General features: G+C 59.5%; 15 protein-coding genes. 9 read left to right on the plus strand and 6 right to left on the minus strand.

Features of this window, described 5'->3' with window-relative positions; translation table 11 throughout:
• Positions 1-9 precede the first annotated feature (9 nt).
• Entirely contained in the window at positions 10-1,434 is a 1,425-nt protein-coding gene (locus tag SBO83_RS00400; protein WP_396130096.1) for a surface lipoprotein assembly modifier, read from the plus strand.
• Positions 1,435-1,747: 313 nt separating this feature from the next.
• A complete protein-coding gene (locus SBO83_RS00405; protein WP_396130097.1) occupies positions 1,748-2,230 on the plus strand; it encodes a RidA family protein in 483 nt (160 codons plus the stop codon).
• A gap of 4 nt (positions 2,231-2,234) precedes the next feature.
• On the opposite strand, the gene SBO83_RS00410 is transcribed toward SBO83_RS00405, so the two are convergent.
• Genes SBO83_RS00410 through SBO83_RS00425 form a run of 4 tightly spaced genes read right to left on the minus strand, consistent with a single transcriptional unit; the run spans position 2,235 to position 8,819 of the window.
• Positions 2,235-3,890 (minus strand): ATP-binding cassette domain-containing protein, encoded by a 1,656-nt coding sequence (locus SBO83_RS00410; RefSeq protein ID WP_396130098.1) that lies wholly within the window; start codon positions 3,888-3,890, stop codon positions 2,235-2,237.
• Entirely contained in the window at positions 3,887-5,602 is a 1,716-nt protein-coding gene (locus tag SBO83_RS00415; protein WP_396130100.1) for an ATP-binding cassette domain-containing protein, read from the minus strand. Before SBO83_RS00415 ends, SBO83_RS00410 begins: the two co-directional genes overlap by 4 nt.
• The gene (locus tag SBO83_RS00420; protein ID WP_396130101.1) at positions 5,599-6,690 is read right to left on the minus strand and encodes an ABC transporter substrate-binding protein; all 1,092 of its coding nucleotides are present in this window, start codon (positions 6,688-6,690) and stop codon (positions 5,599-5,601) included. The genes SBO83_RS00415 and SBO83_RS00420 overlap by 4 nt, the downstream gene beginning before the upstream one ends.
• A gap of 11 nt (positions 6,691-6,701) precedes the next feature.
• Positions 6,702-8,819: a TonB-dependent siderophore receptor gene (locus SBO83_RS00425; RefSeq protein WP_396130102.1), complete on the minus strand. Its 2,118-nt coding sequence runs from the start codon at positions 8,817-8,819 to the stop codon at positions 6,702-6,704.
• A 271-nt stretch (positions 8,820-9,090) separates the two neighbouring features.
• Between SBO83_RS00425 and SBO83_RS00430 the strand changes: the two genes are divergently transcribed.
• On the plus strand, positions 9,091-9,978 hold the full coding sequence (locus tag SBO83_RS00430; RefSeq protein ID WP_396130103.1) for a helix-turn-helix domain-containing protein: 888 nt from the start codon (positions 9,091-9,093) through the stop codon (positions 9,976-9,978).
• A gap of 13 nt (positions 9,979-9,991) precedes the next feature.
• Here the strand turns inward: SBO83_RS00430 and SBO83_RS00435 are convergent, their stop codons facing one another.
• Together SBO83_RS00435 and SBO83_RS00440 are read right to left on the minus strand one after the other, a co-directional pair.
• Entirely contained in the window at positions 9,992-10,939 is a 948-nt protein-coding gene (locus SBO83_RS00435; RefSeq protein WP_100937870.1) for a sulfonate ABC transporter substrate-binding protein, read from the minus strand.
• A gap of 107 nt (positions 10,940-11,046) precedes the next feature.
• Positions 11,047-12,951, minus strand: a complete 1,905-nt coding sequence (locus SBO83_RS00440; RefSeq protein WP_396130104.1) for an aliphatic sulfonate ABC transporter substrate-binding protein — start codon at positions 12,949-12,951, stop codon at positions 11,047-11,049.
• Between the two features lie 274 nt (positions 12,952-13,225).
• Between SBO83_RS00440 and ssuD the strand changes: the two genes are divergently transcribed.
• The 6 genes from ssuD to SBO83_RS00470 all read left to right on the plus strand — a co-directional run bounded on the left by ssuD (position 13,226) and on the right by SBO83_RS00470 (position 19,916).
• Positions 13,226-14,398, plus strand: a complete 1,173-nt coding sequence (gene ssuD, locus SBO83_RS00445) for an FMNH2-dependent alkanesulfonate monooxygenase (protein WP_396130105.1) — start codon at positions 13,226-13,228, stop codon at positions 14,396-14,398.
• Between the two features lie 13 nt (positions 14,399-14,411).
• Entirely contained in the window at positions 14,412-15,830 is a 1,419-nt protein-coding gene (locus tag SBO83_RS00450) for an FAD-dependent oxidoreductase (protein ID WP_396130106.1), read from the plus strand.
• Between the two features lie 87 nt (positions 15,831-15,917).
• Complete coding sequence (locus SBO83_RS00455) at positions 15,918-17,327, plus strand: NtaA/DmoA family FMN-dependent monooxygenase (protein ID WP_396130107.1); 1,410 nt, start codon at positions 15,918-15,920, stop codon at positions 17,325-17,327.
• A complete protein-coding gene (locus SBO83_RS00460) occupies positions 17,324-18,340 on the plus strand; it encodes an ATP-binding cassette domain-containing protein (protein ID WP_396130108.1) in 1,017 nt (338 codons plus the stop codon). The genes SBO83_RS00455 and SBO83_RS00460 overlap by 4 nt, the downstream gene beginning before the upstream one ends.
• A complete protein-coding gene (locus tag SBO83_RS00465) occupies positions 18,337-19,044 on the plus strand; it encodes a methionine ABC transporter permease (RefSeq protein ID WP_034787998.1) in 708 nt (235 codons plus the stop codon). Before SBO83_RS00460 ends, SBO83_RS00465 begins: the two co-directional genes overlap by 4 nt.
• A complete protein-coding gene (locus SBO83_RS00470) occupies positions 19,041-19,916 on the plus strand; it encodes a MetQ/NlpA family ABC transporter substrate-binding protein (protein ID WP_396130109.1) in 876 nt (291 codons plus the stop codon). The genes SBO83_RS00465 and SBO83_RS00470 overlap by 4 nt, the downstream gene beginning before the upstream one ends.
• The last annotated feature ends 264 nt before the right edge of the window (positions 19,917-20,180 follow it).

Raw genomic sequence — 20,180 nt, forward strand, 5'->3', positions numbered from 1 at the left:
TCTAAAAAAATGGAATTTCGCCGTTTCCCCTGGCTGTTGACCCTTTGCGTATGGCCCGCCGTCTCCGCGCTGGCCGTTCAGCCAGAAACGCAGGTCGTGCCCGCCGCATCCAATCTGCAAGTGCTGCAACCCATCGACCGCGCCACGGCGGGAGCCGGATCTCGAGGCCCGGTGGTGGATAACGCGATATTAAAAAAGAACCCGCAACTGGCGGGAGAGTTGCTCAATCAGGCGGTAGAAGAAAGCCAATGGCCGGTGGTCAGCGCCATCCTGCCGGTCTATGAAAATAGCCCACGGGCGGACAGGTCGCTGGTGCTGTATGCCCGAGCTGGGCTGGCGCACAGCCGGGGAGAATACCGACAGGCTATCGCCGCTTATCGCACGCTATTGGCTGCTCATCCCGAATATGTTCGCGTCAGGCTGGATCTGGCAAAAGCGCTGTTTGAAGACCGGCAATATCAGGCTGCGAGGTGGAACTTCGAGCAGGCTCGTAGCCAGAACCCGCCGCCGGAAGTGCAGAGTAACATTGACAGTTATCTCGAATTTATGGAGAAGCGCGCGGGGTGGACCGGCAACTTCAGCCTGAGCTATCTCAATGACAGCAACGTCAATAACGCCTCGAATGACAAATACATCACCATCGGGGAGCGGGTATTTCAGCGCAACCCCGACTCTTACCCGAAGCGCGGCGAAGGGCTTTACTTTGGTGGCTTAGCGCAGCGAGATTTCCAGTTCAGCGACCACCAGAATGTGCGTTTCAGAACCACGCTCAGTGGCAAATCCTATTGGAATAACCACGATTACGACGACATCACCTCGCGGGTTTATCTCGGCTACGCCTTCCTCAATGCCCGCCAGCAGCTGGCTTTATTGCCATTTTATGAGAAGCGCTGGTATGGCACGGACGCCTATTCGAAAGGGGCGGGCGTCAGGGCGGAATACAGCTATTTGCTGGCTCCCGACTGGCAGGCCAGTCAGGCGGTGGAATACCAGAAGCTTGATTATGATAATCAGGATTATTCGGGACTGAAGGGCCACAACGGGCTGCTTTCTACCACGCTGGCGCACGCGGTCAGTGCGCGGCTTTCAGTTTTCACCGGGGTAGATTTGGGTCAGCAGAAAACCCAGATTGATGCCGAAACCAATCGGCGTCTGGGCGCACGTCTGGGGGCCGAAACGGCACTGCCTTACGGTGTTTCCATGGGGCTGATGGCGAATCTGGCACAGAAAAGGTATCAAGGGGAAAACGACATTTTTCAGGTCAAGCGTAAGGATAACGAGCAAATCTACGCCTTATCGCTCTGGCACCGCGACTTCTATTTCTTCAACCTGATGCCCAAAATCAACGTGATCTACAAAGTGGTCAACAGCAATATCGACTTCTACAGCTACGATGAAACCAACCTGTTTCTAAGCTTCGATAAAAACTTCTAGGCCTGCACGAAATCACTCCCCGCCGGTGGGGAGTGAAGGCAAATAACAAACCCAACCCAAAAAAAAGCCCGCACTGCTAGCGGGCCAAGTGTCCTTGCTTGAGATACGGCTCTTGGGCCGATGGGCTGCATTCTAAAGCGTCTGGGGAAAAACCAGCTATAACAGTGGATTAAAAAAACTAACGAACAGTGGCGGCAAATATTTCTTCACACTCGCTGGCTTCTTTCCGGAGAAATACGCGCTATCTTGATCTGACTTAGCACGCTTCGCCTTTGCAATATCAACCCCAGATGTAGCCACCATAAGGATCATTATGTCTAAAATTTATCAGGCATTAGAAGACGCTGGCTGGGTTTTGCCGCCAGAACTGGTTCCGCCTCCGGGCGTGGTTTTCCCCTTCAAAGTGGTACGGGTGGTGAATAACCGCGCCTACGTGTCGGGGCACGGGCCGCAAAACGCCGATGGCTCGCTGTACACCACGCTTGGCAAAGTCGGGCGCGAAGTGAGCGAGGAGCAGGCCTACAGGGCGGCGCAGCTCACCGCGCTATCGATTCTCGGTAGTCTGCACCGCGAACTTGGCTCACTGGACCGAATTGTGGCGTGGAATCGCCTGTTCGGCATGGTCAATGCCGCGCCGGGCTTCAACCGCCTGCCGCCGGTGATTAACGGCTGTTCCGACGTCATCCTGCGCGTCTTCGGCCCAGAGATTGGCGCCCACAGCCGCAGCGCCGTGGGGCTGGCGGAGTTGCCGTTTGATATCCCGGTAGAAATCGAGGCGGAAGTGGAGATTCGTTAACCCTTCAGCTCGCCTGTGAGTTACCCACTTTCACCACCCGATCCGCCCGGCGAAGCGTTGCTGGGCGATGGGCGATAAGGAGGATAGTGCGCTGGTGGCGCAGGCTCTCAAGCGCTCGCTGGAAAGCCAGCTCGTTAGGGTTATCCAGGCTGGAAGAGGCTTCGTCGAGAATCAAAATCGGCGCTTCGGTCAGCAGCGCGCGGGCAATGGCAATGCGCTGCCGCTGGCCGCCGGAAAGCTGCTTGCCGCCTTCGCCGCACTGGCTTTTATAGCCCTGCGGCAGGGTGCGAATAAAGGCATCTGCCTGCGCTAATCTCGCGGCTTCCACTACCTGCGCCTGACTGGCCTGCGGGCAACCAAGGCGGATGTTTTCCTCAATCGTTCCGGCGAAAAGATAGACATCCTGCGGCACCCAGCAGACGAGTTGGCGCAGCGTCGCCAGTGGCAGAGTGCGAATGTCGCGATCGCCAATGAAAATCGCGCCGCTGTCCGGGTCCCAAAAACGCAACAGCAGATGGGTGAGGGTGCTTTTACCCGCGCCCGACGCGCCGCTCAGCGCGACGATTTCTCCGCTTTTCACTTCAAAACTTAGCTTATCCAGAACGGCCTTTTGATGGCGGTCATAGGTAAAACTCACCTGCTCGACGCGCAGGGATTTCTCAATGGGGGCCGATGCCTTGCCTTCATCACGGACCTGCGCCGACTGCTGCATAATGGTTAAAATCCGGGCTGCGCCAGCGCGCAACTCCCCCCACTGGCTGGCGGTCTGGGTGACGTCGACGATAGGCAGCAAGGCGCCGACGCTGAGTACCAGCACCACAGGTAGCATCAGCGTTTCAAGCTGGCCCTGCGCCAATAAATGGCTGGCTGATAACACCGTCGCCACCAACGTCGAGGCACTCAGCAGGTCAATTGCCGCCTGCTCCAGACCACTGCGCGAGCCGTATCGGCGCTGGGCTTTGCTGAGATTCTGAGTGTCCCGCACCAGCCGCTGAACCACATTTTCACTTTGGCCGAAGACCGCCAGTTCGCGCTGCCCGGCAATAAATTCGACCGTGTCGGCATTAAGCTGCCCGAGCTGGGACATCACTTGCTTTCCCTGATGCGCCGCGAGCCGAGATAGCCATAGTGGCACGCTCGCGATCAGCAGCAGGAAAGGGGAAACGACTAACGCCAGTTGCGGATGAATGCCATACAGCACAGCCAGCGCGGCGAGCGGGACGATGACCGCGCCGACATAATCTGCCAGCGTATGGGCATAAAAACGCTCCATTAGCTCGGCATCGTGAGTCGCAATCGAGGCCAGATCGCCAACGCGCTGCCCCAGCAGCCTGCCCGGCGCGGCGCGTTCTAGTCCGTCAAAAATCCCTATCTGTAGCTTCTCAATCAGGGCGAAAGCCAAATCATGGGACGACCAACTCTGCACCCAGCGCGCCGCGGCGGTCAACAGCACCAGACCTAACATCCAGCCAATAATGGGAATTAAGCCGCTGACGGAGGGGGTAACGATGGCGCAGCCAGTGAGCCACGCCGCCAGCGCGATGCTCGCCAGCGTGCCGCTTTGTGCCACTATTCCCGCCAACAGGGTGAGCGCCAATAGGCCCTGTTGGCCTTTCATCAGGCGGACAAGTCCCCACATTCCGATCTGCTTCGTGCTCATAACATCTCCTCCTGTGCGGCGAGCAGACGGGCATAGCAGCCGCCGTTGGCGCTGAGTTGTGGATGCTGACCCTGTTCGACCAGCCGCCCCTCTTCGAACACCAGAATCAGATCCGCGTGTTGAATGCTTTCGAGCCGATGGGCAATAGCAATCACCGTGCGCCGCCCGCGAAACTGCGACAAGGCCTGGCGCAGCGCCCGTTCGCTGTCGCTGTCAATGCTGGCGGTGGCTTCATCGAGCAGTAAAATCGGCGCATCTTTAAGCAATGCGCGGGCAATGGCTAACCGCTGGCGCTGGCCGCCGGAGAGCTGCGCCCCGCGCTCGCCGACCTGCGTCTGATAACCCTGCGGCAATTGTTCGATGAAATCGGCAATTTGCGCCGCTCGCGCCGCGGTGGCTAACTCCTCGTCGCTGGCATCGGGTTTGGCAATGCGCAGGTTGTCGGCAATCGAGCCATGAAACAGAAACACCTCTTGCGATACTAAACTGATGCTTTGCCGCAGGGCCTGAAGCTCGAGTTGGCGTATATCCACGCCGCCGAGGCTAATAGCCCCTAGCTGCGGGTCGAAGCTGCGCAGCAGCAGAGCCATCAGGGTGGATTTACCTGCACCCGACGGCCCGACTATCGCCACGAACTGCTGTTCCTCAATGCGAAAAGAGACATCAGTCAGCGCGGGCTGGCCCTGCGGATAAGTAAATGACAGCTTATCGACGCTAAGTGAATAACTGTCGGCGCGCGCCTTAGGCTGGAGAGGATCAGCAACCGGCGGGCGGAGGGACAATAGCTCGGCAATAGGCCCCTGCGCGCCGCTGGCAGCCCATGCGGTATGAAAGGCGTTTTCCAGCTTACCCAGCGGGCGAAACGCCTCGCGGGCGAGAAACAGGGTGAGCAGTAACACCATCGGCGAGAGCTGCTGCCCGGCGACGCGCCAGGCATTGAATGCCAGCACCAGCGCAATACCGCTGAGGGTGATTAAGCGCGTGATGCCGCCGCGCATTAGCGTGACGTTTAGCGTCGCCATCGACGCGCGTCGCAGCTCGGCGGCATCCTGCGCCAGCTTGGACCGCCAGCGCGGCGATGCGCCAAAGGCTTTCAGCGTGGCTAGCCCTTGCAGTGCATCCAGGAGCCGGTTGCTAAAGACGCCCATTGCGGCAAAAACGCTGGTTGCCTGCGGCCTCTGCCAGCGCATCCATCCCCAGTCGAGCAGCGGGAAAGCCAGCACAAACAGCGCCAGCAGTAAGCCCGAGGGCCAATCAATCCAGACCATCACGCCAAGCGCCAGCGCGCAGCCGAGCAGGGCGGTCCAGGCGGCAGGGAGGTAGCGGCTGTAGTAGCTTTCTATGGCTTCAACGCCGCCAATCACCGTGGCCTGTAAGTCACCGACCTTATGCACTAAGCCAATCCCCGGCCCGAAGCGCGTTAATTGTTGCAGTAAGCGTCGGCGCAATACCGTTTTGCAGGTTGCCGCCACCCGCTGGGCCGCGATTTCACTTAGCCACAACAGCCCGGCGCGAAGGGCTATCACGCCCACCAACAGCATGAGTGGAGTGGCTATCCTGGCCGAACTTCCTGCCATCATTAACCTGTGTAGCAGCAGAGCCGTCAGCCCGGCCTGAGCGAGATAACAGGCGATCACCGCCACATTGATGGTGATCGCCTGCGCCAGTGGCGGCAGGAGTGAAGCTGTTAATCCCTTAACCGGTGCTCTCATTGGGCCGGGCCGCTCCAGAAAGTGCCTCGCAGCGGGAAGGCCAGAAAGCGCTGATTTATTTCATCCAGCGTCTGAGCAGGATTCAGCTCGGCAAAGGCGCTTGGGTGGAACATTTTTGCCATCTCTTCAACGCCCACAAAGAACAGCGGGTTGTCGAAGAAGAACAGCCAGATCCCCGCTGCGCGTTGGTTGCGAATTGCCGACAGGCTGGCGAGGGTCGGCTGCTCAATGATGGCTTGCAGCGAGCGCGCACTCTGCTCCGGCGTGACGTCAGGGCCGACCAGCAGCCCTTTGCGGGTGACGGTGGAGCCACCGCCGGCCAGATAAAAGTCCGGCTTTTTCGCCAGCACGTATTCCAGATTCAACTTACCAATGCCGCTGGTCAGCGCTTCTGCACCTAAATTACGCCCGCCCGCCGCCGCGATAAAATCGCTCATGTTGCCAGTGCCGGAGGTAAAGCAGCAGTCATCGCCGCCAGGATTTAGGTGGAAAAACACCAGCGGGCGCGGCAGGTTGGCCAGCCGTTGGGCGAGGTTATCCATATGCTGCTGGTAGAGCTGGGCAAAGGCTTCGGCCTCCGGCTGGTGGTCAAGAAGCTTGCCAAGCATCAACATGCTCGGGACGGTGTTGACCAGCGGACGGCGGAAGAAGTCGACGAAAACATAGGGAATATGCGCCGCGTCGAGCTTATTCAGCCCCTCGGGGATGCGGCCATACAGGGTGAAAATCACCAGATCCGGTTTGGCGGCGATGGCCGCCTCCATCGAAAAGGTGCCGCTATTCAAGTCACCGATTTGCGGCACCGTCGCGGCCTGTGGAAAACGCTGCTTCAGGGCGTCGAAGGTGGAAGGCGAGTAGCGTTGCAGGTCGGTGCCCCACGCGACGATATTCTCCAGCGGGTCCTTTTCCAGCAAGGCCAAGGTGATGATATGGCGGCTCTCCGCCAGCACAATGCGCTTGGCGGGAGCAGGCAGCGTCACGCTGCGATTCAGCATATCCGTCACGGTGATGGGCGCGGCGGCGGCGGTAAAGCTGGCGATAAACAGCAGCGAGGCCGCCAGCGCCATGAGTGATTTCAATCGGGTCATTCTTCTGTTCCTTACCAGCGATAGCTGACGGTTGCGGTGAGCGTGCGGTCAAAGCCTTGACTACAGCTGGTGGTGCCGCAACCTGAGTAATAATCTTTTTTAAACAGATTGTTAGCGTTAACCGCCAGTTTTACCCCGTGCAGTGAGCGGTCTAGTTCGCCAAGGTCATAGTGCAAGGCGGCATCAAACAGGGTGTAGTCCGGCACGCGAATGCTGTTATTGGTATCGGCCCAGGTTTTGCCGACGTAGCGCACGCCCGCGCCGAAGCCGAGGCTGGTGAGCGGCCCCTGCTGAATGCTGTAATCAGCCCAAAGAGAAGCCATCTGCTCCGGCATGCCGGTCGGCGTCTTGCCCTGTGCGCCCGCCACCGTGCTTTTGGTGGTTTCCAAATCATTCCAGGTATAGCTGGCGATAACCTTCATGGCCGGAGTGAGATTGGCGGCGGCCGAGGCTTCAATCCCCTTCGACGTCACTTGCCCGGTCTGCACCGTATTCAGGTTGTTGTTAGGGTCAGTGGTGGAAACGTTATTTTGCTCGAGGTTGAACCACGCCAGCGTAAACAGCCCGTCAAAGCTGTCTGGCTGGTATTTCACGCCGGTTTCAATCTGCTTGCCGGTGGTAGGTTTGAAGGTTTCACCATAGAAATTGGTGCCAAGAACCGGCGCAAAAGAGGTGGTGTAACTGACATAAGGCGCGACGCCACTGTCGGTGAGCCACGTCAGCCCGGCTCGCCACGTGAAGTGGTGGTCATCCTGACTGGTTGAGGTACTTTTCAGCCGATTATCGGTGCTGACCGAGGCCCAATCCTCGCGTGCCGACAGGTCGAGCATCAGGCGCTCGGCCAGCGCCAGCGTGTTGCCCAAATAGACGCCGGTTTCATCGGCTTTTTGATAGGTCGAGGTGAAAGGCGTCGCGGCGGAGAAATTGCCCCCGTAGGTCGGGTGGTAAATGTCCACCGACGGCGCTGCGCCGTAATTCAGATAGTAATCCTCCCCGGTGCGGCGATAACCCACGCCGAGTACCGTGGTTCCGGTCACCGAACCCGCGTCCCAGTGCGCTTTCACATTATTGTCCGTGGCCCACACTTTGCCTTTAATACCAAACTCATAGGCTGCGCGGTTCAGCGTGCGCATGTCCGCCGCCAGTCGGGTACCCGACCAGGTTTGGGTCAGCAGGTCGTTAGAGGTGTAGCGGCTGGCGGAGTGGAATGACCAAACGTCGTCGAAGCGGTGATCAAACTCATAGCCGATGTTGGTTTGGTTCATGCGGTTGTCCAGCCCGCTGTTATCGAGATAGACATCGCGCGGCAGCTTGCCGTTCGGGTTGCTCAGCAGGGTGCCGTAAATCGGCGTGAAGTTGCGCGGCGGGCCAAACTTGTCGCGGCTAAAGGAAGTCAGCAGGGTCAGCGTGGTATCGCGGTCGGGCTGCCAGGTCAGGGAAGGGGCGATATATCCGGTATCATCCGGCACGTTTTTAAACTGGGTGTTGCTATCGCGACCCACGCCGACCAGCCGGTAGAGCAGGGTTTTGTCATCATTGACCGGTCCGGAGAAATCAAACTGCCCCTGATATCTGTCGTGATTACCCACCTGTACGCCCACTTCGTGCAGCGGCTGTGCGGTAGGGTGCTTGCTGATGCCATTCACCACGCCGCCCGGCGAGCCGACGCCGTAGAGAAAACCGGTCGGGCCGCGCAGCACGTCGATACTTTCTAGTCCATAGGGCTGATAGCGCACATAGGATTGCGCGGTGGTGGAGCGCAGGCCGTCGAGCAGCGCGCCGTTCAGCGTGGCGTCGAATCCGCGCAGGCTGAAGTAGTCAAACCTTGAGCTGACGGCGGAGGTCGAGGCGAACACGCCCGGCGTATAGCGCAGCGCCTCGGTGGTGGTTTGAACGTTGCGATCGGTCAGCTCATCGCGGCCAATCACGCTCAGCGACTGCGGGGTTGCCAGCACCGACGCGTTGGTTCGGCTGCCGGTTTTACTCTGTTTCGCCACATAGCCTTCGCCGTGCGCCGAACTGCCGTCGGCGGTGACGGTCAGCGTCTCTTCTTCCCCGCTATTTTGTGCCCATCCTGGTATAGAAACGGCCAGCGAGCTTGCGCCAACGCACGCGGCCAAAAGAGTCATTTTATGTTTTTTATGCTTTAACACCGGTTATCTCCAAGGCGAATGAGAATTATTTCAGCGCTGGCTATTCTCACCCTGAGGATTTTTCTGGCAATGGCGAAGGCTTTCGCTGGCGGAACTCTTTCTTTCGATAAATAGCCTTGGGAACCTTGCGTGTAGCGCCTTGGCGCGCGATATCTGGAAGTGCAAGGCAAAGGCTGATAATGTGAGAATAAGAATTATTAGCAACAACTTGCGGCGGCGTCTCCCGCCCTTTTCAACAGGTCGTCAGATGAAAAACAGCAGCGGCGAAGTGGGTCAGTCGGCCAATGAGGCCATTTTTGAGGGGGCGATTGCCTTTAGCAGTGGTTCAATTTGCCCGCAGAACGCGGAATGGGAAACCGAACGTCTCCAGCAGGGGCTGAAAATCATTATTGTCGATCGCGGCGAATTGCTCTGTAAGTTGCCGGGCGCATCAGGCAGCCAGCGCATTAGCGGCCCCTGTCTTTGTGCGGTGTGGAACCAAGGTGAGAGTGAAGGGATGCAGCGCTTTGAGCCGGGGCGGGTGCTGGAGCATACCGCGATTTCGCTCTCGCCGTCGGCTATCGACAGCCGGCTGGCGGTTGAGGTGCAGCAGCAACTTCAGCACGCTTTCCAGCTGGAGACATTCACTGGCCCCAGGCTAATGGTGATGGAGTCCTCGCCGGCCATTAAGGCGCTGCGCGCTCAGGTCGCCAGCTGCCCGCTGCAGGGGATTTCACGGGCGCTCTATCTGTCTGGCAAAGCGCTGGAGATCATCGCCTATACGCTGGACGCCTTTGCTGCCCCTCCCGCGCTGACGGAAAACGACCTGCTGCGTCTCTCGTCGGCGGATATCGACAAGCTAAATCACGCCAAACAGCTGTTGAGTAAGCGGATGCTTAACCCGCCGACGCTCGCCGAGTTGGCGCTTAGCGTCGGCATGAACACCCGCAAGCTGACGGTCGGTTTTCGCCGCCTGTTTGGGGAAAGCGTGTTTGAATATCTGCAATCGCTGCGCCTTGAAACGGCGTGGCAAATGTTAACGGCGGGGGACGTGAGCGTCTCCACGGCCGCTTATCAAGTGGGTTACAGCCCCGCGCATTTCTCCGTCGCGTTTCGCAAGAAGTTTGGCGTGACGCCAAAATCGCTGAGGGGCTGAGTTAGCCTTTAACTTACTTCTTATCCAGCGACCAGGTGGCGCTAGAGACATTCACCTTGACCGGCAGCAGGCCGATTTCGCTGAATTTGTCGGCCAGAGCCTGCTGCTCTTTGAACACTTCCGGGGTCATGCGCTCGGCGCCAAACGGCATGCGGGCGACGGCTTTGGCCCAGATGGCTTTATCAAGACCGGTGGATGTCGACAAAATATCCGCCGCGCCGTCCGGGTTTTTGTTCGCCCAGTCGCTCAGCTGTTTCAGCTCGTCCACCACTTTTTCGGCGGTTTGCGGATAGGTGTCGGCAAACTTACGGCTGGCGAGATAGAAGGTGTAGTGCGGCACCAAACCTTCGGCATTCTTCACCAAGCGCGCTTTTTCATGAGTTTCCACTTCGGCCAGATACGGGTCCCAAATCACCCATGCATCCACCGCGCCGCGTTGAAATGCCGCCCGGGCATCGCTTGGCGGTAGGTAAACCGGGGTCACGTCTTTATATTTCAAACCGGCATTTTCCAGCGCGCTGACCAGCAGATAGTTGACGTCAGAACCCTTGTTCAGCGCCACGCGCTTGCCTTTCAAATCCGCCACGGTTTTGATTGGCGAGTTCTCCGGCACCACGATGGCTTCGGTTTGCGGGTTGGCCGGTGAGTGCGCCAGATAGACTAAATCCGCTTTGGCGGCCTGAGCGAACGTCGGCGGCGCGTCGCCGGTGGCGGCTAAGTCGATGCTGCCGACGTTCAGCCCTTCGAGCATCTGCGGGCCAGCCGGGAATTCCACCCAGCGCACGGTGATCCCCTGTTTGCTGAAGTCGCTGTCGAGGGTGCCACGGTACTTGAGCAGGGCGAAAATATTGGCTTTCTGATAGCCAATATTGACGGTTTTCGGGGCGTCTTCGGCCCATGCCGCGTTGAAAGAGCCGAGCAGAATGGCGGCACTCAGGCCGCTGAGCAGTAATTTTTTCATGAGGTTTCTCTGGTAACCGGATTATGTCAGCGAACATAGCAAAGGCTGAAAAAAGTGCTTAATGAGAATAAAACCTAAGCTTTGCCAATTTTTTGCTTACCGCCGCGCTACTCGTTCCACACCGCGTCACGCACTTTAATCGCACGAGGCAGCAGGCCCAGCGCGTAGAAACGGTCGGCGATGGCCTGCTGGTCGCGAATGATCCCCAAATCCATGCGCTGAGTCTGGTGGCTGCGTCGCGCCAGCGCGTGCAGCAACGAACTGGGTTCTAGCCCCAGTTCATCGGAGAGCAGGGCGGCGGCCTCTTCGCGATTGGCGTCGATATAGCGCCCGGTCTGCTCCAGCGCGCGCATCAGGGTGTGCAGCAGGTCCGCCGAGCGAGCCGCAAACTCGCGGTGCGCCAGATAAAACTGGTGATTGTTGACCCGCCCACTGCCGTTGGCGATCACCCGCAGCTTGCCGCCGTGCTCGGCGTCGCTCAGCAGCGGGTCCCACATCATCCAGGCGTCCACGGCGTGATGGTCGCTCGGCGTCAGCGGATATTTCGGCGGCGCGTAGACCACTCGCACGTCGTCAAGCGTCAGCCCGGCCTCATCCAAAATCTGCACTAACAGATAATGCACATTGGAGCCTTTATTCACCGCGATGCGCTTACCGCGTAAATCTTCAATAGAAACAATCGGGCTGTCCTGCGCGACGAGCAGCGCCACGCTCTGCGGCGCGGCCGGCTCCCACGCCACGTAGGTCAGCATGCTGCCGTTGGCTTGGGCGAACACTGGAGGTACTTCGCCAGTGGTGCCGAAATCTATCTCGCGGTTGTTCAGGGCGTGCAGCAGCTGCGGGCCAGCGGGGAACTCACTCCACAGCACGCTGATATCGCGGTCGGCGAACTGCGCCTCCAGCGACTGGCGGGCTTTTAGAATGCCGAGATTGCCAAACTTCTGATAACCAATGCGCACTTCGCGCTCGTGCTGCGGGCGCTCGCTCACGCCACGCGGGCCAAGGCCGGTGACGCTGCGCCGGGCCTTAATCAGCCCGAGATGCCCGAGGTGGGTGCGCAGGGTATTGCGGCTGACGCCAAGCAGGGCGGCGGTTTGCAGCTGATTGCTGTTACTTAGCTCAAAGGCGTTGCGCACCAGCGCGTCTATTACCCGTTGGTACAGCGGGTTATCGCTGTTCTGCTCCTGCTGGCGGGTAAGTTGCTGGCGCATAAACTCATCCAGCCCGTCTTGCCCCATCGGCAGGTGGTCGATACCCACCGGGCCGAGCCTTAACTGGCGCGGGGTGATCAGCGGATCTCTACTCAGCAGGACCGCGTTGTGCAGGGTGTTTTCCAGCTCGCGGACATTGCCGGGCCACGGGTACTCCATGAGTTGGTCAAGAGTGTCGTCGGCCAGCCGCAGCTGTGGTCGCCCCAGTCGCCGCGCGTAGAGGGTGAGAAAGTGCTCGGCCAACAGCGGAATATCTTCCCGGCGCTGGCGCAGCGGCGGCAGGGTGACGGCGGCGACGTTGAGGCGGTAATAGAGATCTTCGCGAAAGCGCCGCTCGCGGATGGCGTGGGTTAAGTCGACGTGGGTGGCGGCAATCACCCGCACATTCACTTTGACCGGGCTGCGTGAGCCGACCCGCGTCACTTCGCGCTCCTGCAACACGCGCAGCAGTTTGACCTGCAGCGGCAGGCTCAGCTCGCCTATTTCATCCAGCAGCAGCGTGCCGCCCTCGGCCGCCTCGAACCAGCCCTGATGGCGCTCCGTCGCGCCGGTAAACGCCCCTTTCTCATGCCCGAACAACTCTGACTCCGCCAGGCTTTCGGTTAATGCCCCGCAGTTAACCGCCAAAAAAGGCTCATTACGCCGCAGGCTGTGATGATGCAGATAGCGCGCCACTACCTCTTTCCCGGTGCCGGTTTCCCCGACGATCAGCACCGTGGCGTCAGTGGGCGCAAGGCGGTCAAGCACGCTTTGAAAAGCTATCGATGCGGGATCGACAAGGGTTGGGCCGTGGCTTTGCATCTGAATCACTCCTGCGGGGTAGGGGAAGAAAACCATACCGCTGTCCAAGGGCGTCGGCGAGGGGATAAAACCGCCAGTTGTTGCAAATGCACCAGTTTACGTTCAACGCCTGCTGCATTTGCAGCAAAACTTCAAATAGTGAAAATATTTAACTTACTGATAATAAATAGGAAATTAAATTGTCACTATTGGCACACTTCCTGCTCATGGGGTTATAACCAAACAGTAACTTTCTATCAAATAAATTTAGATATCGTTATATAGGAAAGAGATAATGAGCGACGCAACACAGGACAACATCAACGTATTCTGGTTTTTGCCCACTCACGGTGATGGCCGCTACCTTGGCACCACCGAAGGTGGGCGCGCAGTAGACTTGCCGTATTTACAGCAGGTTGCCATTGCTGCCGACAATCTGGGCTACTACGGCGTGTTGATCCCAACCGGAAAAAGCTGCGAAGACTCATGGCTGGTGGCCTCGGCGCTGGCCCCTATCACCAAACGTTTACGCTATCTGGTGGCGGTTCGCCCCGGCCTCCAGCCGCCAAGCCTTGCCGCGCGGATGGCCGCCACGCTGGATCGCCTCTCCGAAGGCCGTCTGCTGATTAACGTCGTCACCGGCGGCGACCCGGTAGAAAACAAAGGCGACGGCATTTTCCTCAGCCACGCCGAGCGTTATCAGGTCACTCGCGAATTTCTTGACGTCTATTCCCGCCTGCTGAAAGGCGAAAAGGTTGATTTCAACGGCGAGCATATTCGCGTCGAAGGGGCCGAAGTGCTGTTCCCGCCGGTGCAGGAAAATGGCCCGCCGCTCTACTTTGGTGGCTCTTCCGAAGAAGCCATCGACGTGGCGGCCAACCAGATTGATACCTACCTGACGTGGGGCGAGCCGGTAGAGCAGGTGGCGGAAAAACTGGCCGTGGTGCGCCAGCGCGCTGAAGCGCAGGGCCGCAAACTGACCTTCGGCATTCGCCTGCACGTGATTGTGCGTGAAACCGAAGAAGAGGCGTGGGCCGCGGCTGACCGCCTGATCTCCCATCTTGATGACGACACCATTGCCGCCGCGCAGAAGATTTTCGCCCGCATGGACTCCACCGGGCAGGCTCGCATGAGCGCGCTGCACGGCGGTTCGCGCGATGGCTTAGTGATTGGCCCGAACCTGTGGGCCGGCGTTGGCTTGGTGCGCGGCGGTGCAGGCACCGCGCTGGTCGGCAACCCGCAACAGGTGGCCGAGCGCATCCGCGAATATCAGGCGCTGGGCATCGAAAACTTCATCCTTTCCGGCTATCCGCATCTGGAAGAAGCTCACCAGTTCGCCGATTTAGTCATGCCTTTGCTGCCGCTGGCCTCCAACGCGGAGAAGCGCCAGCGCACGGTAAACACTGGCCCGTTTGGCGAAACCATCGGCGGTGACCGTCGCCCGGTTAAGCACTCCAGCGCCAGTTAAGAGGAGCAAGCTCATGGCTGAACGACACATTGTGATTGTGGGCGGCGGGTTTACCGGCACCGCGTTAGCCATTCATCTGGCCCGCAAGGGCGCGGCCGGTTTGCAGGTGACGGTGATTGAGCCGCGCCCCGCGCTGGCTCGCGGCGTGGCTTATGGCACCCAAGACCCGGCGCATCGCATCAACGTTCCCGCCTCGCGAATGCAGCTTTCTGCCGCCGAAGAGGGCGATTTTGACCGCTGGTATCGCGCCTCACAGGCCTTTCCGGCTGACCCAGACGCCCAGTGGCAGGATGGCAAAGTCTATCCGCAGCGCGGGCAGTTCGGGGCTTATATCGCCGAGCAGTTCGACAAAGCCGCCGAGCATTCGGCTGTGAAGCTCAGCCACGTGCGCGACCACGCGGTGGCCCTGCGCCACGGCGGCATGGTGACAGCGTCGGGCGCGGTTTATCTGGCTGATGAGGTGGTGCTGGCTATCAGCCATCCGCCACCGGCAGTGCCCAAGCCGATTGCTCGCGCACTGGGCCAGCATCCGGCATTGATTGCCAACCCGTGGCGCGCCGACGCGCTGGCGGCGGTGAAGCCGCAGGACAGCGTGGCGATCATCGGCACCGGTTTGACTATGTCAGACGTGGTGGCCTCGCTTTACCGGCAGGGGCATCGCGGCAGGGTGCTGGCGTTCTCCCGCCGTGGTCAGCTGCCGCGACCTAATCTGAGTGGCGATTTCCCACTGTGGACGCTGGACTATCAGCGCCCGCAGGCCGACACCGCCCGTGGCTGGCTGCACCGCGTTCGTCAGGAAGTGGCGCAGGCGGCAGCCTCCAACCTGCCGTGGCAACTGGTGTTGGACGATATTCGCGGCAACGGCCAGCACATCTGGCAGCGGCTGTCGCTGAAAGAGCAAAAACGTTTTCTGCGCCACCTGCGCCCGTGGTGGGACGTGCATCGCTATCGCATCGCGCCGCAGGTCAGCGCGGTGCTGGCCCAGTCGCAGGCCGACGGGCGCTTACAGGTCTTGGCGGCAAGGCTGCAACAGGTCAGCGCCGAAGGGGAGCAGGTGCAGCTGACCCTGCAACCACGCGGCGCGGCTGCGCAAAGCCTGCTGGTCGATAAAATCATCGTCACCACCGGCCCGGCCCACGGCGCGCTGCTGGAAAGCGACGCGCTGCTGCAACAGCTGGCGGCCGACGGCCTGATTCAGCCTGACCCGCTGGCGCTGGGCATTCTGGTCAACCGGCACTCGCAAACGGTGAATCTGCATGGCGAGGCCAATCCGCATCTGCACGTGGTCGGCCCGGCGGCGCGCGGTCGCTTTGGCGAACTGATGGGGCTGCCGCAGGTGGCCGAACACGCCGAGTCGCTGGCGCACCAACTGCTTGAACCGCAATCACTTTCCGCCGACGGGCGATGTCCGGCTTCGCTTAAAACCTGCTGATTTATCGAATTTTCGAACTATCCCTTTAAACATATAAATGAGGACGCGGGCGGCTCGGCCGAACCACGTCTCCAATGGAGTAACGCTATGTCATCGCAACGTGAAATTCGCCTTAACGCATTTGATATGAACTGTGTCGGCCACCAGTCGCCGGGGCTTTGGGCCCATCCGCGCGACCGTTCATGGCAATACAAGGATCTGGAATATTGGACAGATCTGGCGCGTTTGCTGGAGCGCGGCAAGTTCGACGGCCTGTTTATCGCCGACGTGCTCGGGGTGTATGACGTCTACAACGGCAGCAATGACGCGGCGATTCGCCATGCGACACAGGTGCCGGTCAATGACCCGCTGGCCTTGGTGACGCCGATGGCGCTGGTGACTGAGCATCTTGGTTTTGGCCTGACCGCCTCGCTATCGTTTGAGCATCCGTATCCTTTTGCTCGCCGCCTTTCGACGCTGGATCACCTGACCAAAGGCCGCGTGGGCTGGAATATCGTCACTTCTTATCTGGAGAGCGGCGCGCGCAACATTGGCTATAAGGCGCAAACCGATCACGACGCGCGTTATGACTACGCCGACGAATACCTGCAAGTGGTGTACAAACTGCTGGAAGGCAGCTGGGAAGAGGGCGCGATTCTGCGCGACCGCGAGCGCCGTATTTTCAGCGACCCGAGCAAAATCCACCCAATTAACCACGAGGGCACCTTCTTCCAGGTGCCGGGCATTCACCTGTGCGAACCTTCGCCGCAGCGCACGCCGGTGCTGTATCAGGCCGGGGCGTCTAGCCGGGGTAAAGACTTTGCCGCCGGACACGCCGAGTGCGTCTTTGTCGCCGCGCCGTCCAAAGTGCTGCTGAAAAAGCTGGTGGCAGACATCCGTCAGCGCGCCGCCGCGCTGGGCCGCGACCCTTACAGCATCAAGATCTTTAACCTGCAAACGGTGATCGTCGGCGAAACCGACAAAGCCGCGCAGGCCAAATGGAATGAGTATAAAAGTTGGGTGAGCTATGAGGGCGCGCTGACGCTGATCTCCGGCTGGACCGGCATCGACTTCAGCCAGTACCAGCCAGATCAGGTGCTCAAGCACATCCACACCAACGCCATTCAATCGGCGGTAGAAACCTTTTCCACCGCCGATCCCGATCGCCAGTGGACGGTGCAGGCACTGGCCGACTGGGTTGGCATTGGCGGCTTTGGCCCGCTGCTGGTCGGCAGCCCGCAAACCGTGGCCGACGAGCTACAAAGCTGGGTGGAAGAGACCGACGTCGATGGCTTCAATCTGGCCTACGCCGTGACTCACGAAAGCTTCACTGACGTGGTTGAACTGCTGATCCCCGAGCTGCAAAAGCGCGGCGTTTATAAGAAGGATTACCAGCCGGGCACCCTGCGCGAAAAACTGTTCGGCGCAGGCCCGCGCCTGGCGGCGCCGCATCCGGGCGCCAGCTACCGTCGCACTTCTAATCGCGAAATCCCGGTCGGGGGCGAGGTGGCGTCATGATTGAAATCGACAATCTGCATAAACAGTACGGCGCGCCGGGCGGCAAGGTGGTTGAGGTGCTGAAAGGCATTTCGCTCACCGTGCCCGACGCCTCAATCACCGCCGTGGTTGGCCCGAGCGGCGCGGGAAAGTCCACGCTGGCGAAGTGCATCAGCCTGCTGGAAAAGCCGACCTCCGGCAGCATTCGCGTCAATGGCGAAGATCTGTCGCGGCTGTCAGGGGAAACCCTGCGCCGCGAGCGTCGCGCCATCGGCACGGTGTTTCAGTCCTCGGCGCTGCTGCAACGCAAAACCGCGTGGGAAAACATCGCGCTGCCGCTGGAGTGGCTGGGCGTGGTGCCGGGCGACATCAAGCGCCACGTCGGCCAACTGCTGGACAGCGTCGGCCTGAGCGAAAAGGCGCACTACTACCCGTCGCAGCTCTCCGGCGGCCAGCGCCAGCGCGTGGGTATTGCCCGCGCCTTGGCGCTGAAACCCTCGGTGCTGCTGGCGGATGAGGCCACTTCGGGGCTGGATCCTGACGCCACTACCTCGATTCTGACCCTGCTCAAGCAACTGCGCGATCAGTTTGGTTTGTCGATCATTTTGATCACTCACGAGATGGACGTGGTGCGCCGCGCCGCTGACGCCGTGGCAGAAATTCGCGACGGCCAGCTGCTTCAGCAGGGTTCACTGCGCGAACTGCTGGCGACGCCGGGTTCACGCATCGGCCAGCAGCTGTTCCCGTTGCAGCCGCTGGCGGCCAACGGTGACCTGCAATTGCAGCTGACCTACGGCGACCGGGCGATTGCCACCGACTGGATCAGTCAGGTCAGCCAGCAGCACCAGATTCAGGTGGACGTGCTGGCGGCGCACGTTGAGCAAGTGGGGGATAGACTGGCGGGAAGAATGCGGGTTGGCGTGCGCTTCAATCAGCGCCCGGTCGGCTTGCAGGTGCTGATTCAGCAGCTTTACCAGCTGGGAATTAATGCCGAACTGATTGAAAGCCAAAGCGAATTCAAGGAGGCGGTATGAAGCCCGCGGTGGATGTAATGAGTCAGGACACGCCGTGGAGCCAGCTGCATACGCTGATGCTTCCGGCCTATTTGGAAACCTGGCTGATGGTCGGCATCGTGATGCTGTTTGTGGTCACCCTCGGCGGGCTGCTGGGCATTGTGCTGTTTAACACTTCGCGTCGTGGGCTGTTTCCGCGTCCGGGGATCAACCGCACCCTGAGCTGGATAGTCAATATGGGGCGATCGCTGCCGTTTCTGGTGCTGATGGCGGCGATCATTCCGTTCACCTTCTGGCTGACCGGCACCACCATCGGCATCCCGGCGGCGGTGATCCCCATGGTCGTGGCGGGGACGCCGTTCTTCGCCCGCCTGCTGGAAAACGCCCTGCGCGAACTGCCGTCGGAAGTCACGGCGGTCGGACTGGTGTCCGGCGGCTCAACCTGGCAGATCATCGTTCACGCCCAGCTAAGCGAAGCCTTGCCCGCTATCGTCGCGGCCATCGTGCTCAACGTGATTTCAATGATCGAGTACTCGGCCATCGCCGGCACCATCGGCGCGGGCGGTATTGGCTATCTGGCGGTGGTGTACGGCTATCAGCGTTTCGACAACCACATCATGATCGCCACCATCGTGGTGCTGATCGCCACCATTCAACTGGTTCAATTTATTGGTGATCGTTTGGTCACCGCGTTGCAACACTCCAAGGGATCATACGCATCATGACACAGCACGATTTTGAAATTAAAAAGAAGAAAAGCTGGCCGTGGCCAGTGGCCGCCATCGCCGTGGTGGTGATTGCCGGATTGGGTTGGCACTTCGCGTCGCAGAAGAGCGACGCCGTAACCTTCGGTACCACGCTGAAAGTGCATTTTGAACCGGCGATGGCCGGGGAAGAGCACATTATTCAGTACGTGGGTGAGCACATTGCGCCGGATTACGGCATCAAGCTGGAGGCCGTCGGTTTGCAGGACCCAGTGCAGTCTGACCGCGCGGTGGCGGAAGGGCAGTACGCCGCGACGGTGTATCAGCACCAGTGGTGGCTCAAGCAGGTGGTGGATGCTAACAAGTTCCAGCTGACCTCGGCTCTGCCGATTTTCCAGTGGGCCTTTGGGATCTACTCCGATCGCTACCGCTCGGTGTCTGACCTGCCAAACGGCGCGCTGATCGTGGTGCCGGACGACGGCGCCAATCAGGGGCAGGCGCTATGGCTGTTGCAGCGCATTGGCCTGATTGGGCTGGATCCGGCGGTCGAGCCGCGCACCGCCAAGCTAAAAGACATCAAGCAGAACCCGCACAACTTCACCTTTAAAGAGCTGGACCTGTTAACCATGCCGCGCGTGTTGAACTCGGTGGACGCCGCCATTGGCTATGTCTCTGAATTCGACGCCGGTAAGGTGCCGCGTGACAAAGGCATTCTGTTCCCGCCCGCGCCAAAAACCTTCGCCTCACAGCTGGTTATCGGCACGCCTTATTTGAATGACGAAAATATCGTGAAGCTGAAAAAAGCCTTTGCCGACCCAAGGTTGCAACAGTGGTTGAAAGAGACCACTGACCCACTGGTGAAGGATGTGTTAGTGCCCGTTTCAGCCGAATAAATCCCCGTCATACTTCACGTTGCAGGTGCGTTGGCTGCTCTCAGCCACCCGAATCACTTACTTATGTAAGCTCATCGGGATGGCTTCGGTTGCCGTCTTCCTGCAACGCGAATTATTTATGGGATTTCCCCCTCTTATTTCAACGAATTAGCCTAGGCTAATTCGGCTTTTGCGCTTGCTGTCAATTCTGTATAACTTATTGAATTTATTCATTTTAAAAGCTGTTTTTGTTGTTTGTTTTCCGACTTTATTCCCTCTATAAAT

Origin of the sequence: Ewingella allii (genome assembly GCF_044430645.1) — a bacterium.
Lineage (GTDB): Bacteria > Pseudomonadota > Gammaproteobacteria > Enterobacterales > Enterobacteriaceae > Ewingella > Ewingella allii.

Bases quoted from the DNA above. Each gene is read 5' to 3' on its own strand.
- SBO83_RS00440 (WP_396130104.1), bottom strand. From the start codon at position 12,951: ATGCAAAGCCACGGCCCAACCCTTGTCGATCCCGCATCGATAGCTTTT.
- ssuD (WP_396130105.1), top strand. From the start codon at position 13,226: ATGAGCGACGCAACACAGGACAACATCAACGTATTCTGGTTTTTGCCC.
- SBO83_RS00425 (WP_396130102.1), bottom strand. From the start codon at position 8,819: ATGACTCTTTTGGCCGCGTGCGTTGGCGCAAGCTCGCTGGCCGTTTCT.
- SBO83_RS00450 (WP_396130106.1), top strand. From the start codon at position 14,412: ATGGCTGAACGACACATTGTGATTGTGGGCGGCGGGTTTACCGGCACC.
- SBO83_RS00415 (WP_396130100.1), bottom strand. From the start codon at position 5,602: ATGAGAGCACCGGTTAAGGGATTAACAGCTTCACTCCTGCCGCCACTG.
- SBO83_RS00420 (WP_396130101.1), bottom strand. From the start codon at position 6,690: ATGACCCGATTGAAATCACTCATGGCGCTGGCGGCCTCGCTGCTGTTT.
- SBO83_RS00455 (WP_396130107.1), top strand. From the start codon at position 15,918: ATGTCATCGCAACGTGAAATTCGCCTTAACGCATTTGATATGAACTGT.
- SBO83_RS00400 (WP_396130096.1), top strand. From the start codon at position 10: ATGGAATTTCGCCGTTTCCCCTGGCTGTTGACCCTTTGCGTATGGCCC.
- SBO83_RS00430 (WP_396130103.1), top strand. From the start codon at position 9,091: ATGAAAAACAGCAGCGGCGAAGTGGGTCAGTCGGCCAATGAGGCCATT.
- SBO83_RS00435 (WP_100937870.1), bottom strand. From the start codon at position 10,939: ATGAAAAAATTACTGCTCAGCGGCCTGAGTGCCGCCATTCTGCTCGGC.
- SBO83_RS00460 (WP_396130108.1), top strand. From the start codon at position 17,324: ATGATTGAAATCGACAATCTGCATAAACAGTACGGCGCGCCGGGCGGC.
- SBO83_RS00465 (WP_034787998.1), top strand. From the start codon at position 18,337: ATGAAGCCCGCGGTGGATGTAATGAGTCAGGACACGCCGTGGAGCCAG.
- SBO83_RS00405 (WP_396130097.1), top strand. From the start codon at position 1,748: ATGTCTAAAATTTATCAGGCATTAGAAGACGCTGGCTGGGTTTTGCCG.
- SBO83_RS00410 (WP_396130098.1), bottom strand. From the start codon at position 3,890: ATGAGCACGAAGCAGATCGGAATGTGGGGACTTGTCCGCCTGATGAAA.
- SBO83_RS00470 (WP_396130109.1), top strand. From the start codon at position 19,041: ATGACACAGCACGATTTTGAAATTAAAAAGAAGAAAAGCTGGCCGTGG.